Genomic DNA, 13711 nt, shown 5'->3' on the forward strand with positions numbered 1-13711 from the left:
GGAATGAGGGAGCAAATGACGATCGACCCAGTTCTGACCCGGACCAGCGCGTCACCGATCCGCGACAAGGTGGTCACAGCGGATGAGGCGGTGCGCCTGATCCGCAACGGCGACTACCTGGTGGTCGAGGGATTCGCCGGACAGGGGTACGCCGAGGAGCTGGTGCTCGCACTCGAACGCCGCTACCTCGCGAGCGGCAACCCCAAGGACCTGTCCCTCGTGTTCACCGTGGCCCAGGGCGACCGCGGCGACCGCGGCTTCGTCCACCTCTGCCACGACGGCATGCTCAAGCGCTCGCTCGGCGGCCACTACGGGATGGCGCCGGCCCTGCAGAAGCTGGCAGTGTCCGGCGGCATCGAGGCCTACAACCTGCCGCAGGGGGTACTCGCCCAACTCATCCGCGATACGGGCGCAGGAAAACCCGGGCTGCTCACCCGGGTGGGCCTGGGCACCTTTGCCGACCCCCGGCTGGGCGGCGGCAAGGTCAACGACGTGACCACCGAGGACCGCGTGCGGATCATGGAGATCGACGGCACCGAGTACTTATTCTACAAGGCCTTCGACCGGCTGGACGTTGCCTTCCTCCGCGGCACCACCGCCGATCCGGCTGGCAACGTGACGTTGGAGAAGGAATCGCTCACCCTCGAGGCACTGGAGATCGCGATCGCCGTGCACAACCGCGGCGGACTGGTGATCGTGCAGGTGGAGCGGATCGCCGAACGCGGCTCGCTGCACCCGCGTGATGTGAAGATCCCCGGGGTGCTCGTGGACTGCGTGGTGCTCGCCACCTCGCCCGAGCGGCACACGCAGTCGTGGGGCTCGCAGTACAACCCGAGCATGAGCGGCGAGATCCGGCAGCCGATGTCGCGGGTCGCGGCCATGCCGCTGGACCCCCGCAAGGTGATCGCGCGCCGTGCCGCCATGGAGCTCCGGCCGAATTCGGTGGTGAACCTCGGCATCGGCGTTCCGGAGGGCGTCGCCGCGGTGGCCACCGAGGAGGGCATCCTCGACTACCTGACACTCACCGCGGAACCCGGGGTGATCGGCGGAATGCCCGCGGGTGGCACCGATTTCGGATCCGCGGTGAATCCCGATGCGATCCTCGCGCAGCCCTCGCAGTTCGACTTCTACGACGGCGGTGGTCTGGACGCCGCCTTCCTCGGCCTGGCGCAGGCCGACCAGCACGGCAACGTGAACGTGAGCCGGTTCGGGCCGCGGCTGGCGGGTGCCGGCGGATTCATCAACATCAGCCAGAACGCGAAGTCCGTGTACTTCCTCGGCACCTTCCTCGCGCCCGCGCACGCCGAGGTGGTCGACGGCACGATCGTCACCACGCAGGGGCCGGCCGCGCCGAAGTTCCTCAAGGACGTGGATCAGCGCACGTTCTCGGGCGAGTACGCCGTGCGCAGCGGCCAGCCGGTCATGTTCATCACCGAGCGCTGCGTCTTCGTCCTCACCGAACGGGGCATGGAACTCACCGAGATCGCGCCTGGGATCGACCTGCAGCGCGATGTGCTCGACCTCATCGAATTCGAGCCGGTGATGGACAACCCGCCGGTCACCATGGACCCGCGGATCTTCCGCGACGAACCGATGGGCCTGGGCGACGACCTGCTCACCGTGCCGCTGGAGGCCCGGTTCAGCTACGACGCGAACCGGAACATCTTCTTCCTCAACCTGGAAGGCATCGCGGTCCGCACCGAGGACGACATCCAGGACGCCTTCACCGAGATCGATCAGCGACTCGCCAAGATCGGGCGCCAGGTGAACATGGTGGTCAACTACGACAACTTCTCGCTGCCACCGGAACTGGCGGACAGCTTCGCGGCGTGCGTGCGCACCACGAATCGCTACTGTGAAACGGTGACCCGCTACACGACGTCCGCGTTCCTCCGGCTCAAGCTGGCCGACCACCTGGCCGACCGCGGCCTGGCGCCGCACCTGTACGAGAGCCGGGGCGAGGCGATCGCCGCCTCCCACACCCCCGAGGCGGGAGCAGCCGAATGAGCGGCATCGATCTCACGGCCGTGCCCAGTGGCACGGGCTGCCAGGAATGCGATGCCGCGGGCGGGTGGTGGTTCCACCTGCGGCGGTGCGCGCAGTGCGGGCACATCGGGTGCTGCGATTCCTCGCCCAGCAAGCACGCGAGCAAGCATGCGCTCGCGACCGACCACCCCGTGATCCAGAGCTTCGAACCCGGGGAGGACTGGTTCTGGGACTTCCGTACCGAGCTCGTCTTCGAGGGTCCGGACCTCGCCGAACCCACCAGTCACCCCGTCGATCAGCCCGCCCCCGGTCCCGCCGGCCGGGTGCCCGGCGACTGGATGCAGCAGCTGAACTGAGGCCCGCCGTGCCACCCGAGATGGAGGCGGTCGAGTCGAGCGCCGTCGAGGCGATCGGCTACGACCCCGTGGAACGGGTCCTGGCGATCAGGTTCACCGGCGGTGCCACCTACCTCTACCCCGACGTTCCGCAGCCGATCTTCGATCAGCTGCGGAACGCGGATTCCAAGGGACGGTTCGTGAACGGCTCCATCAAGCCGCACTTCCGGGCGATCGCGCTGTGAGCGGTTCCCGCCGCCTGTGACGACCGATCGGGCCCGGGGATCCGGTCAGCCGGTGACGGCCGCGGCCTCGGCGGGCACGTCGGTACGGATCAGGTGATCGAAGGCACTGAGCGCCGCGGTCGCGCCGGCACCGGCGGCCACCACGATCTGCTTGAACGGCACCGTGGTGCAGTCGCCGGCGGCGAACACTCCGGCCAGCGAGGTGCGGCCGGCCTCGTCCACCACGATCTCGCCGCGCGGGCTCAGGTCCAGCGTGCCCTCGAGCCACTCGGTGTTGGGCAGCAGGCCGATCTGCACGAAGACGCCGTCCAGCTCCACGGAGTGGGACTCGTCCGTCACGCGGTTCTTGTAGCTCAGGCCGGTCACCTTGCCGCCGTCGCCGAGGACCGCGGTGGTCATCGCGCTCACCAGGATGTCGACGTTGGGCAGGCTGCGCAGCTTGCGCTGCAGCACCTCGTCGGCGCGCAGCTCGGAGTCGAACTCGATCAGGGTGACGTGCGAGACGATGCCCGCCAGGTCGATCGCGGCCTCGACACCGGAGTTGCCACCGCCGATCACGGCGACGCGCTTGCCCTTGAACAGCGGACCGTCGCAGTGCGGGCAGTAGGTGACGCCCTTGTTCCGGTACTCGGCCTCGCCGGGCACGTCCATCGAGCGCCAGCGGGCACCGGTCGAGACGACCACCGTGCGCGACTGCAGCGCGGCGCCGCTCGCCAGCTCGACGGTGATCATGCCCGTCGCATCGTCGCGGGTGATGTGCGCGCCGCGCTGGGTGTTCATGATGTCGACGTCGTACTGACGGACCTGGTTCTCGAGCTCCGCCGCGAACTTCGGGCCCTCGGTGTACGAGACCGAGGTGAAGTTCTCGATGGCCATCGTGTCCAGCACCTGGCCGCCGAACCGCTCGGCGACGATGCCGGTGCGGATCCCCTTGCGGGCCGCGTAGACCGAGGCGGTGGCACCCGAGGGACCGCCGCCCACCACGAGCACGTCGAACGGGTCCTTCTCCGACAGCGACGCCGCGGTGCGCTCGGCGGCACCGTCGTCCAGCTTGCCGACGATCTGCTCCAGGGTCATCCGGCCGGAGTCGAAGAGCTCGTCGTTGACGAAGACGGTGGGCACGGCCATCACCTGACGGCGATCGACCTCGTCCTGGAACAGCGAGCCGTCGATCGCGGTGTGCGTGATGCGCGGGTTCAGGACCGACATGAGGTTCAGTGCCTGCACCACGTCGGGACAGTTCTGGCAGGAGAGCGAGAAGTAGGTCTCGAAGTGGTAGTCGCCGTCCAGCTCACGGACCTGCTCGAGCAGATCGGCGGCCTCCTTCGACGGGTGCCCACCCACCTGGAGCAGCGCGAGCACGAGCGACGAGAACTCGTGGCCGAGGGGGATTCCGGCGAACTGCACCGCGATATCGGTGCCGGCACGGCGGATCAGGAACGACGGACGCCGCGGGTCATCGCCGGTCCGGTCGTGCGCGATGTGCTCGGACATGCTCGCGATCTCGTCGAGCAGCTCCGCGAGTTCGGCCGACTTGGGGCCGTCGTCGAGCGTCGAGACGAGGTCGACGGGCATCGTGACGTTCGCGAGCAGGGCCTTGAGTTGAGTGGCGAGCGAGGCTTCGAGCATGGTGATCCGTTCCCCTCCAAAGAGAAGCGTGCAGGTGGTGGACGACCGTGGAGCGGGAGGTGAGCCCCGCTCCACGGTCGCGCGAATGGACTAGATCTTGCCGACGAGCTCCAGCGACGGAGCCAGGGTGTCGGCGCCCTCTTCCCACTTCGCGGGGCAGACCTCGCCCGGGTGCGAGCGCACGTACTGGGCGGCCTTGACCTTGCGGACGAGCTCGGCGGCGTTGCGGCCGATGCCCTCGGCGGTGACCTCGGTGAACTGGACGACGCCGTCGGGGTCGACCAGGAAGGTGCCGCGGTCGGCGAGGCCCTGGCCCTCACGGAGCACCTCGAAATCGGTGCTGATCTGCAGGCTCGGGTCACCGATCATGGCGTACTTGATCTTGGCGATGGTGTCCGACGAGGCGTGCCACGCCTTGTGGGTGAAGTGGGTGTCGGTCGAGACCGAGAACACCTCGACGCCCAGGCCCTGCAGCTCCTCGTAGTGGTCGGCGAGGTCGCCGAGCTCGGTGGGGCACACGAAGGTGAAATCGGCCGGGTAGAAGTAGAAGACGGCCCACTTGCCCTTGATGTCCTCGTCGGAGACGGTGACGAAGTTGCCGTCCTTGAATGCCTCGGCGGAGAAGGGCTTGATCTGCTTGTTGATCAGCGACACGTGCTTCCTCGTTTCGTTCGGGGGTACCGGTTGGGTTCGGATTCGAGGTTATGTCCGGGACATTGATTGGACAAATCGATACGTCCTGGTTCACCCATCATAAACACCTATCAGTGCAGGCAGCAGGCTTGCCGCGCAGTGATTACACCGGGGTGATTCTCATCACTGCGGGCAGCAGTTGACGCGACGCGCATCGTCCGTTTCGGTTCGAGCAGTCCCCGCACCGTCGACCGCAGGAGTTTCCATGACCAAGGGCTATTGGGTGAGCGTCTACCGCACGATCAACGATCCCGAGAAGGTCGCCGCCTACGACACGCTGGCCGGCCCGGCGGTCCGCGCCGCGGGTGGTCGGCTGCTGTCACGCGGCAGCCGCGTCGTGGTGCACGACGCCGGGATCGCCGAGCGCACCATCCTGATCGAGTTCGACAGCTTCGAGCAGGCGGTCGCGGCCCGCGAGAGCGCCGCCTACCAGGAGGCCCTGGCTGTGCTCAATGACGGCGTCGAACGCGACTTCCGCATCATCGAAGGCATCGACTGACGTTCGAGCCCGATCGCCGCTGCAGCGGCGATGAGCGAAACAGCGTGCGCCGCCGTCAGAGCGCGAGACCGGTGCGAACCTGCAGCGGCTCCTGCAGCAGCTCGCCGATCGCCTGCACCATCGCGGTGAACGCGGGCGATGAGGAATGCGCCTTCAACGCCTCCGGGCTCGCCCACTGCTCGATGAAGAAGAACTCCGACTCGTTCTCGGCGGCGTCGTAGGAGATGCACCCGGGCTCCTGCCGCACCAGCGGCAGCGCGGTCGCAATCGCCTCGCGCACCGCGGCGCGCCCCTCGGCGGTCGGCTTCACCACGGCGGACACGAGAACGGTCATGATGTCTCCTCGTTGATCTCGATTGATCGTTGCGCTGTTCCAGCCTGCGTTCCCACTGTAGGCCGAGGGCCGACTCGGGGCACTACGGCGACGGATTCGCCATAGGTGCGCCGGCTTCGTCTCGCGCGGGGTCGATGCGCGGCCGGCTCAGCAGAACTGCGCCGCTGATGACGATGAGGATCAGCACCGGCACGCCACAGGTGATCACGCGGGCCCAGTGCGGGATGTGTTCGATCGCCGCGTCCATGGCCGGTACGTAACCGACCGCGCTCGTCATACCGATCGCCTTGACGATCTCGTAGATCAGCACCGTCAACCACATCGACGTCGCAGCGACGAGGATCGCCGTCGCGATCGCCCACCGACGCCTGACGGCTCCCGCGCTCGTGAGCGCACGAGAAATCATGATCACGATGATCGGGACGAACCAGACCCAGTGATGACTCCACGCCAAGGGCGTCACAGCGCACCCGGCGAGTCCCACCAGACAGACCGAGACCGTCTCGCGGTACTGGGTCCGCAGCTTTCGCGCCGCCGCGAACGCCACCCCGGCAACCGCAAGGGAGCAGGCCGCCCACAACGCGAACGGAACCGTAGCCGGCGCATAAAGATTCGCCAATACCCCGTTGACCGACTGATTCGCCGGATGCGTGACATCCCCGACGCGGCTGACGTCGAGAACCTTGTCCAGCCAATAGTCCCGCGAATCGCCGGGCAGAACGACGAATCCGATGACGACGGTGACCGATGCGGTGAGAACCGAGGTCACCGCGGCGCGCCATTGGCGAGTGAGGAGCAGATAGGGAACGAAGATCAGCGCCGTGAGCTTGATGCCGGCCGCGAAGCCAACGGACCAGCCGCGCAGTCGCGCGCCGGGCGGGCGGGTCAGATCCCACACCACGATCGCCATGAGGAGGATGTTGACCTGCCCCTGCCACACACTCCCCCGCACAGCCTCCAGATCGATGGCGGCGAGGGTGATACCGAAGGACGCGACGGCCAGTTGCCACTGACGCCGATAACCGACGAGGCGAAGGCACCTCCACACAGTCATACCGAGGGCGAAAAGGATCAGCAGGAACCACAGCACCCCGGTATTGCCGAGGCTCCACGGCACGAAGAGCAACGCGGCGAAGGGAGTGTAGGTGAACCAGAAGGAGTACAGCGGTTCGCCGTTCATCACCTTCTCGGCGCCGGCGATGTAGACGTAGAAATCTCCGCCGTTCGCGAGCAAGCCGAATCCCGGTGGCGCGTAGAACGGAATGATCGAATACTGCAGAATCAGCGCCGTAACACCAACGGCGATACAGGAAATCATCAACCGGACCGAAACGCGGTACCCGGGTTCGCCAACTACCGATTCGGTCTCCACGAGAGCGAAACTACCCGACGATCAGCGTCCGCAGGCTACGGCCGATCACCGCCTGATTCGTTCAGACCTGTCACGGACCCGCGATACAGAAGAACCCCTCCCGGAAAGTTCCGAGAGGGGTTCTTGCTGCTGTGATGGTGGAGCTAAGGGGACTCGAACCCCTGACCCCCACACTGCCAGTGTGGTGCGCTACCAGCTGCGCCATAGCCCCGTATCGAGTTGTTCACCTGCGGTTTCCCGCCGGGAGAACATTACAGGAGGCGCGTGCCGCCACCAAATCGGCTGGTCAGCAGGCTAGGTCACTTCATGACCTCGGTGAGCCAGTCTCCCTGCACCTGGATCAGCTGACCGTTGTGCACCACGGTCGGGGTGCCGGTGCTGCCGGTCTCCTGCAGCAGCTTGCTGCCGGCAGCGGCGTTGGAGGCCGACTCGGCGGTGTACTTGCCGTCGCGGATCGCAGCGGTCACATCGGCGGGCAGCTCGACGCCCTTGCTCTTGGCACCGTCGCCGAGCACCGTGGCGAGCCCGGCGTTATCGCGGTCGCCCGAACCCTCCTGCGGCTGCTGCGCGTACATCGCACCGTGGGCGCCCAGCCACGCCTTCTGCTTCTGATCCTCCGGCAGGGAGGACTTGGCGATCGCCAGCAGGCCGCCGCCCGCGCGATCGGAGTAGTCACCCGAGGGGCTCTGGCGGTTGAGGAAGGAGAGCATGAAGAACTTGATCTGCAGGCTGCCGTCCTCGATGCCCTTGGTGATCTGCTCGCCGTACTTGCGCTCCATGTTGCCGCAGGCGGGGCAGTAGGGGTCCTCGAAGAAGGTCAGCTTCGTCTTGGCGTCGTCCTTGCCGAGCACGAAGACCGGGGTGGCCTTGTCGATGGCCGCCTGCACCTTGTCGGCGGGCGAGCCCTCCTTCTTGCTCAGCAGCAGCACGCCGCCGATCACGACCACGATCACCACCAGGACGGCGATACCGCCCAGCACGTAGGTCATCGTGTTGGACTGCTTCACTGGAACGTACTTGGCGTTCTTTCCCTTGCTCACCCCCACACCATAGCGGGAACCGGACTATGAGCTGGTCAAGCGATTATGAAGAAAGTACGTCGTCCACGATCGTCTTCGCCTCGGCCTGCACGAGGGCCAGGTGTTCCGGACCGCGGAACGATTCCGCGTAGATCTTGTAGACGTCCTCGGTGCCCGACGGACGGGCGGCGAACCAGGCGTTCTCGGTGGTCACCTTGAGGCCGCCGATGGGCGCGCCGTTGCCGGGCGCGCGGGTGAGCTTGGCGGTGATCGGCTCCCCCGCCAGTTCACCGGCCGAGACCTGCTCGGGCGACAGCTTCGCCAGGACGGCCTTCTGCTCGCGATCGGCGGGCGCATCGATCCGGGCGTAGGCGGGCACGCCGTACTGCTCGCCGAGCACCGCGAAGTGCTGCGTCGGCGTCTTCCCGGTGACGGCCAGGATCTCCGAGGCGAGGAGGGCCAGGATGATGCCGTCCTTGTCGGTGGTCCACACCCCGCCGTCGAGCCGCAGGAAGGAGGCGCCGGCCGATTCCTCGCCGCCGAAGCCCACGCTGCCGTCGAGCAGGCCGGGGACGAACCATTTGAATCCGACGGGCACCTCCAGCAGCGTGCGCTGCTGCTCGGCCACCACCCGGTCGATCATCGACGAGCTCACCAGGGTCTTGCCGACGGCCGCATCGTCACGCCACCCCTTGCGCGAGGCGAAGAGATAGTCGATCGCGACGGCGAGGTAGTGGTTCGGGTTCATCAGGCCCCCGTCGGGGGTCACGATGCCGTGCCGGTCGGAATCCGCGTCGTTACCGGTGGCGATGTCGTACTGATCCTTGTTCGCGATGAGCGAGGCCATCGCGTTCGGGGAACTGCAGTCCATCCGGATCTTGCCGTCGGTGTCGAGGGTCATGAACGCGAATTGCGGGTCGACCGTGGGGTTCACCACCGTCAGGTCCAGGTTGTAGCGGTCGCCGATCGCGCCCCAGTAACCCACCGCGGCGCCGCCGAGCGGGTCGGCGCCGATCCGCACGCGGGCGTCACGGATCTTGTCCAGGTGCAGCACCGACGGCAGATCTCCGACGTAGGAGTCGAGGAAGTCGAACCGCTGCACGGTGTCCGTTCGGATTCTGGAAAAGCGCGCAAAGGTTCCACGCCAGTATGTATGACGCCATATATCCGGGGATCCTCTCATAATTCTTATGATATGATCGTACTGTGGAAGTTCTTGAATATCAGGTAAATCAACCAGTTTTGAGCTCAAACAAGGACGCGCCAGAGAAGGCGCTAATATCTCAGGTTTGACCGGATTATGAATTTCTCAAATTTTGACTTTTTGGCTGAAGCCTACCACCAGTGTTGAGAAGCCTGCCACCATGGTGTCAGTTTGATATCCATAGTGGGAGATTACAGAAGATGAAGGATTGAGCGTAAACTCAGCCTTTGGATGGGGCATCTTGCACCAGTCGTCAGGAGTGTCGATGAAGGTTGCCGCAAGCCTTCCCAGCGGCGGGGACCTGGCAGTGGATCTGTGACCAGCTATAAGTGAAGATGGGTTGTCTTGCTTGGCTGGGGAAGTATATGGATACCACTGGGGCGGCGTACGTTTATATTTGATTCATATAGATGATCACCTCCCGATATAAATGGACCTCAGTGGAAGAAGCTGCATTAAGCGAGGATGCTGCGCAGTCTTCAGCCAGAAGTGCCAGGGCGCCTCTTCTGTCTGGATCTAGAAGGTTCCAGGATTGGACGCTCCAGTGGCCGTCCTGCTGGACATCATTATGTCAGATCCCGGATCCTGGGCACCAGTGTGACCATCTGTGTATGAAACCAAAAAACTAGGTGTCTGCTAACTGGGATGACTGAGACTCTGGCACCTCATTGGGTTCCATGATATGCAGATCCAACTGTCATCTTCATTTAAAAGCGACTTTTTAGGGGATATGATTCTAAGAACTGAAGGCTTGGCACAGAAGCACTCCATCATGGGAAATAGTTATGAAGGATAAACCTGAAGACGATCGATCGCGCGTTATGCTGTTCGAGCAATCATGTGTTGTGAAGGCGTTCGCGTGATCCGGGAGCCGATGGTCGTTCGCGGCGTCAACTGAGATCGATGGGTTGCCAGAAATAAAAGATCTGTGGGTGTTGGAGTCCTGACCTCTGAAACCATGGAAGCGGGCACCACTCTCCTCAGAAATGATACGTTTGACTGTAACAGTGATAGCGGAAAAACCATCTTTGTGAAGTACTAAAGTTACTCTCTCACGCATTTAACGATCGATACGTGGAGCGGCAGCCCCAGGTTCGACATCGAGTCGGTGAGGGCGGTGCCCACGCCGGTGGCGCGGAGCACCGCGCCGAACAGCGCGCCCGCACCGACCACGAGCAGGATCATGCCGATCGGCTTGAGCGCGTTGCCCGTCATCTCCGCGAGCTGCGTGGCGCTGATGCCGCGACGGATCCCCAGCAGGTAGAAGGCCAGCACCACGGCCAGGGTCAGCGCGATCGCGGGGGTGCCGAAGAAGACGAGGATCGAGTACGGCTGCGATCCCGGTTCGAGGATCACCGAGCCGAAGGTGCCGCCCAGGATGAGCAGCATCGGGACCGCGATGATGAAGGCGATCAGGCCCAGCGAGGGCGGGTTCTTGCTGGCGTGCTCCTCCTCCGGGATGAAGTCCTCCGGCACCTCGACGATCACACGCTTACCGATCCACGAGCCCCAGACGACGCCGGAGACGAACCAGGCCGGGATGCCGCAGATGATGCCCATCAGGATGATCCAGCCGAGCGAGGTGTGCAGCAGGCCCGCCGCGGCCACGGGGCCGGGGTGCGGCGGCAGGAAGGCGTGCGTCATCGACAGGCCCGCGAGCATCGGCATGGCGTACATGACCAGCGACTTGCCGCCGCGCTTGGCGGCCACGTAGACCAGCGGCGCCAGGATGAAGATGCCGATGTCGAAGAACACCGGGATGCCCAGGATCAGGCCCGTGACGCCCATGGCGAGCGGCGCTCCCTTGGGCCCGAACAGCCGCAGCAGCCAGCTGGTGAGCACATCGGCGCCGCCGGACCGTTCGAGCAGCGCGCCGAGCACGGTGCCGAGGCCGATGATCGGGGCGATGTGCCCGAGGATGCCGCCGAACCCGGTCTCCAAGAGCGATTGCGCCGCCCCCTTCTGGGGCGATCCCACCAGCTTCTCCACCGATACGCCCGCGACCAGGGCGAGCCCGACCGACACGATGATCAGTGCGATGAACGGTTCGAGCTTGATCTTGATGATGAGGAACAGCAGCACGGCGATCGAGACCGCCGCCAGCGTCAGCAGCCCGCCCGTATCGTGCTGCAACCAATCAACAACCGAGGACATCGGCGTCTCCTATCCGAGTGCGGCCACGAAACGCGCGGCACGCGTGGTGATGTCGGCCCAGTCGCCGGCGGCGACGGTGGCGGGTGGCACGACGGACGTGCCGGCGCAGACGGCGACGGCGCCCGCGTCCAGGAACTCGTGGGCGTTGTCCTCGCTGACGCCTCCGGACGGCAGCAGGGGCAGGCCCGGGAACGGACCGTGCAGGTCCTTGAGGTAGACCGGGCCGAAGGCGCGGGCGGGGAAGATCTTCACGGCCACCGACCCGAGGGCGGCGGCGCGCGCGACCTCGGTGGGCGTGAGCGCCCCGAGGAAGACGGGGACGTCGAGGTCGCGCGCGGCCTGCGCCACGTCCTCGTTCACGTCCGGGGTCACCAGGAACCGGGCGCCGGCGTTGACGGCGTCACGCGCCTGCGCGGCGGTGCGCACCGTTCCCACGCCGAGGCTGGTTCCCGGGACGGTGGCGGCGCGTTCGAGGTGCCCGAGCACGCCGGGCGTGGTGAAGGTGAGCTCCACGGTGCGGATGCCGCCCTCGGCCAGGGCCCGGCACAGGGCGGCGGCATCGGGCAGCTCGGTGGCGCGGACGACGGTGAGCGCCCGGTCGGCGCGCAGGTCGTCGAGCAGGGTGGTGGTCACAGGACTCCTTCATCGGTGAGTCGCAGCGCTCCGCCCGCGCGGGCGCCGGTGAGGTGGCCGTCGTCGAGCGCGGGGACGCCGCGCACGAGGACGTGGGTGAAACCCGCGGCGGGGGTCCGCGGGGCGTCGAAGGTGGCGCGGTCGATCACCGTATCGGGGTCGAACAGGACGATATCGGCGGCGTAGCCCTCGCGGATCAGTCCGCGGCGCAGCAGTTTCAGTCGGCGGGCCGCGCGACCGGTGAGGTGGCCGACGCACTCCTCCAGGCTCATCAGACCCAGATCGCGGCTGTAGTGGCCGAGGTAGCGGGCGAAGGTCCCCCAGGCCCGCGGGTGCGGTTTGGCTCCCACCAGCAGTCCGTCGCTGCCGCCGGTGTGGGTGGGGTGGGCCATGATGGCGCGCACGTTCTCCTCGTGGCCCACGTGCTGCAGGATGCCGGTGGCGAGGCGGTCGGCGAGGAGGATGCCGATGCACACGTCGAACGGGTCGCGGCGCTCGTCCGCGGCGATCTGCTCGATGGTGCGGCCCACGTAGCCGGCCAGCGCCTGATCGCCCACGCCGCTGATCTCGATGGTGTTCCATTCGGCGATAACACCGTGGCAGCCGTCGGACCCGGTGTGCTCCAGGTGGTCCCGGATCCGAGCCAGCGATGCGGGATCGCGCAGCCGGTTCAGGACGGCGTCGGTGCCACCGGCGGCCACCCAGCTCGGCAGGATCGCGGAGAGGGTGGTCGCGCCCGGGAGGTAGGGATAGGTGTCGAGGGTGATGTCGGCACCGCCCGCGACCGCCTCGTCGAGCAGGGCCAGGAGCTCGGGCGCGCGGCCCTTGTTGGGCCCGAAGTTCAGCGTGGCGTGCGCCAGGTGCAGGGGGCAGCCGGTGGCGCGCGAGAGGTCGATCATCTCGCGGTAGGCCTCCATCGCGCCCGCGCCGTAGCTGCGGTGGTGCGGCGAGAAGTAGCCACCATGCCGGGCGGTGGTGCGCAGCAATGCGTCCAGTTCGGCACCGTCGGCGTACATGGCCGGGGTGTAGGTGAGACCCGTCGACAGGCCGGCCGCGCCCTCGCGCAGGCCCTGCGCCAGGATCTGCTGCATGCGTTCGACTTCGGCCGCGGTGGCGACCCCGTCGTCGAAGCCGCGCGTAAGCGCGCGCAGCAGGCCGTGCGGCACGAGGTAGGCGAGATTCGTCGCCACCCCGGCCGCGTCGATGTGGTCGAGGTACTCGCCCACGGTGCGCCAGGCGAAGTCGAAGTCCTCGGGATCGGTGTTCCACCCGGCGATCTGGCGGCGCACGACCGCGAGGGTGTCGTCACTGACCGGCGCGTAACTCAGGCCGTCCTGGCCGATCACCTCGCACGTGACGCCCTGCGTGATCCGCGACGGGTGCTCGGGGTTGAGCAGGACCTGCAGGTCCGAGTGGGCGTGCATGTCGATGAAGCCGGGGCTGAGCACCAGGCCGTCGGCGTCGATCACGCGGTGCGCGCCGCCGAGATCGGTACCGATGGCGGTGATGGTGTCTCCGGTGACGGCGACATCGGCGGTGTACCGCGGCGTCTCGGTGCCGTCGACCACGGCGGCGCCGCGGATGAGGATGTCGTGCATGGTTTCCGCT

The 13711-nt window shown here is 66.4% G+C and carries 11 protein-coding genes, 1 tRNA gene and 2 pseudogenes; 4 read left to right on the forward strand and 10 right to left on the reverse strand.

Annotated elements, in window-relative coordinates; all coding sequences use genetic code 11:
- Window positions 1-15: 15 nt before the first annotated feature.
- The 3 genes from TTY48_RS03260 to TTY48_RS03270 are packed head-to-tail and all read left to right on the forward strand — an operon-like array spanning window position 16 to window position 2566.
- The gene (locus TTY48_RS03260) at window positions 16-2007 is read left to right on the forward strand and encodes an acyl CoA:acetate/3-ketoacid CoA transferase (protein WP_220656145.1); all 1992 of its coding nucleotides are present in this window, start codon (window positions 16-18) and stop codon (window positions 2005-2007) included.
- A complete protein-coding gene (locus tag TTY48_RS03265) occupies window positions 2004-2342 on the forward strand; it encodes a UBP-type zinc finger domain-containing protein (RefSeq protein ID WP_220656146.1) in 339 nt (112 codons plus the stop codon). The genes TTY48_RS03260 and TTY48_RS03265 overlap by 4 nt, the downstream gene beginning before the upstream one ends.
- An 8-nt stretch (window positions 2343-2350) precedes the next feature.
- A complete protein-coding gene (locus tag TTY48_RS03270) occupies window positions 2351-2566 on the forward strand; it encodes a KTSC domain-containing protein (protein WP_220656147.1) in 216 nt (71 codons plus the stop codon).
- A 45-nt stretch (window positions 2567-2611) separates the two neighbouring features.
- Here TTY48_RS03270 and ahpF read toward each other — a convergent pair whose 3' ends face one another.
- Together ahpF and ahpC are read right to left on the reverse strand one after the other, a co-directional pair.
- Window positions 2612-4195 (reverse strand): alkyl hydroperoxide reductase subunit F, encoded by a 1584-nt coding sequence (gene ahpF, locus TTY48_RS03275; RefSeq protein WP_220656148.1) that lies wholly within the window; start codon window positions 4193-4195, stop codon window positions 2612-2614.
- A 90-nt stretch (window positions 4196-4285) separates the two neighbouring features.
- The gene (gene ahpC / locus TTY48_RS03280; RefSeq protein ID WP_220656149.1) at window positions 4286-4849 is read right to left on the reverse strand and encodes an alkyl hydroperoxide reductase subunit C; all 564 of its coding nucleotides are present in this window, start codon (window positions 4847-4849) and stop codon (window positions 4286-4288) included.
- Between the two features lie 244 nt (window positions 4850-5093).
- Between ahpC and TTY48_RS03285 the strand changes: the two genes are divergently transcribed.
- On the forward strand, window positions 5094-5387 hold the full coding sequence (locus TTY48_RS03285; RefSeq protein WP_220656150.1) for a DUF1330 domain-containing protein: 294 nt from the start codon (window positions 5094-5096) through the stop codon (window positions 5385-5387).
- 55 nt (window positions 5388-5442) lie between these two features.
- Here the strand turns inward: TTY48_RS03285 and TTY48_RS03290 are convergent, their stop codons facing one another.
- The 8 genes and pseudogenes from TTY48_RS03290 to TTY48_RS03325 all read right to left on the reverse strand — a co-directional run bounded on the left by TTY48_RS03290 (window position 5443) and on the right by TTY48_RS03325 (window position 13701).
- Window positions 5443-5721, reverse strand: a complete 279-nt coding sequence (locus TTY48_RS03290; protein WP_220656151.1) for a putative quinol monooxygenase — start codon at window positions 5719-5721, stop codon at window positions 5443-5445.
- Between the two features lie 82 nt (window positions 5722-5803).
- Window positions 5804-7093, reverse strand: a complete 1290-nt coding sequence (locus TTY48_RS03295; RefSeq protein ID WP_220656152.1) for a glycosyltransferase 87 family protein — start codon at window positions 7091-7093, stop codon at window positions 5804-5806.
- Between the two features lie 135 nt (window positions 7094-7228).
- A tRNA-Ala gene (locus TTY48_RS03300) sits at window positions 7229-7304 on the reverse strand.
- Window positions 7305-7392: 88 nt separating this feature from the next.
- A complete protein-coding gene (locus TTY48_RS03305; RefSeq protein ID WP_220656153.1) occupies window positions 7393-8133 on the reverse strand; it encodes a thioredoxin domain-containing protein in 741 nt (246 codons plus the stop codon).
- A 43-nt stretch (window positions 8134-8176) separates the two neighbouring features.
- Window positions 8177-9217: pseudogene (locus tag TTY48_RS03310) on the reverse strand (phosphoglucomutase, alpha-D-glucose phosphate-specific); the annotation flags it as partial.
- Between the two features lie 1155 nt (window positions 9218-10372).
- Window positions 10373-11470, reverse strand: a pseudogene (locus tag TTY48_RS03315) (GntP family permease); the annotation flags it as partial.
- Window positions 11471-11479: 9 nt separating this feature from the next.
- A complete protein-coding gene (locus tag TTY48_RS03320; protein WP_220656154.1) occupies window positions 11480-12103 on the reverse strand; it encodes a bifunctional 4-hydroxy-2-oxoglutarate aldolase/2-dehydro-3-deoxy-phosphogluconate aldolase in 624 nt (207 codons plus the stop codon).
- A complete protein-coding gene (locus TTY48_RS03325) occupies window positions 12100-13701 on the reverse strand; it encodes an amidohydrolase family protein (protein WP_220656155.1) in 1602 nt (533 codons plus the stop codon). The genes TTY48_RS03320 and TTY48_RS03325 overlap by 4 nt, the downstream gene beginning before the upstream one ends.
- Window positions 13702-13711 lie beyond the last annotated feature (10 nt).

The organism is Tsukamurella sp. TY48 (assembly GCF_019656655.1).
Classification (GTDB): Bacteria; Actinomycetota; Actinomycetes; order Mycobacteriales; family Mycobacteriaceae; genus Tsukamurella; species Tsukamurella strandjordii.

What these genes read in the sequence shown, in the direction of transcription:
- TTY48_RS03260 (WP_220656145.1), top strand. Translation starts at nt 16, where the DNA reads ATGACGATCGACCCAGTTCTGACCCGGACCAGCGCGTCACCGATCCGC.
- TTY48_RS03265 (WP_220656146.1), top strand. Translation starts at nt 2,004, where the DNA reads ATGAGCGGCATCGATCTCACGGCCGTGCCCAGTGGCACGGGCTGCCAG.
- ahpF (WP_220656148.1), bottom strand. Translation starts at nt 4,195, where the DNA reads ATGCTCGAAGCCTCGCTCGCCACTCAACTCAAGGCCCTGCTCGCGAAC.
- TTY48_RS03285 (WP_220656150.1), top strand. Translation starts at nt 5,094, where the DNA reads ATGACCAAGGGCTATTGGGTGAGCGTCTACCGCACGATCAACGATCCC.
- TTY48_RS03290 (WP_220656151.1), bottom strand. Translation starts at nt 5,721, where the DNA reads ATGACCGTTCTCGTGTCCGCCGTGGTGAAGCCGACCGCCGAGGGGCGC.
- TTY48_RS03325 (WP_220656155.1), bottom strand. Translation starts at nt 13,701, where the DNA reads ATGCACGACATCCTCATCCGCGGCGCCGCCGTGGTCGACGGCACCGAG.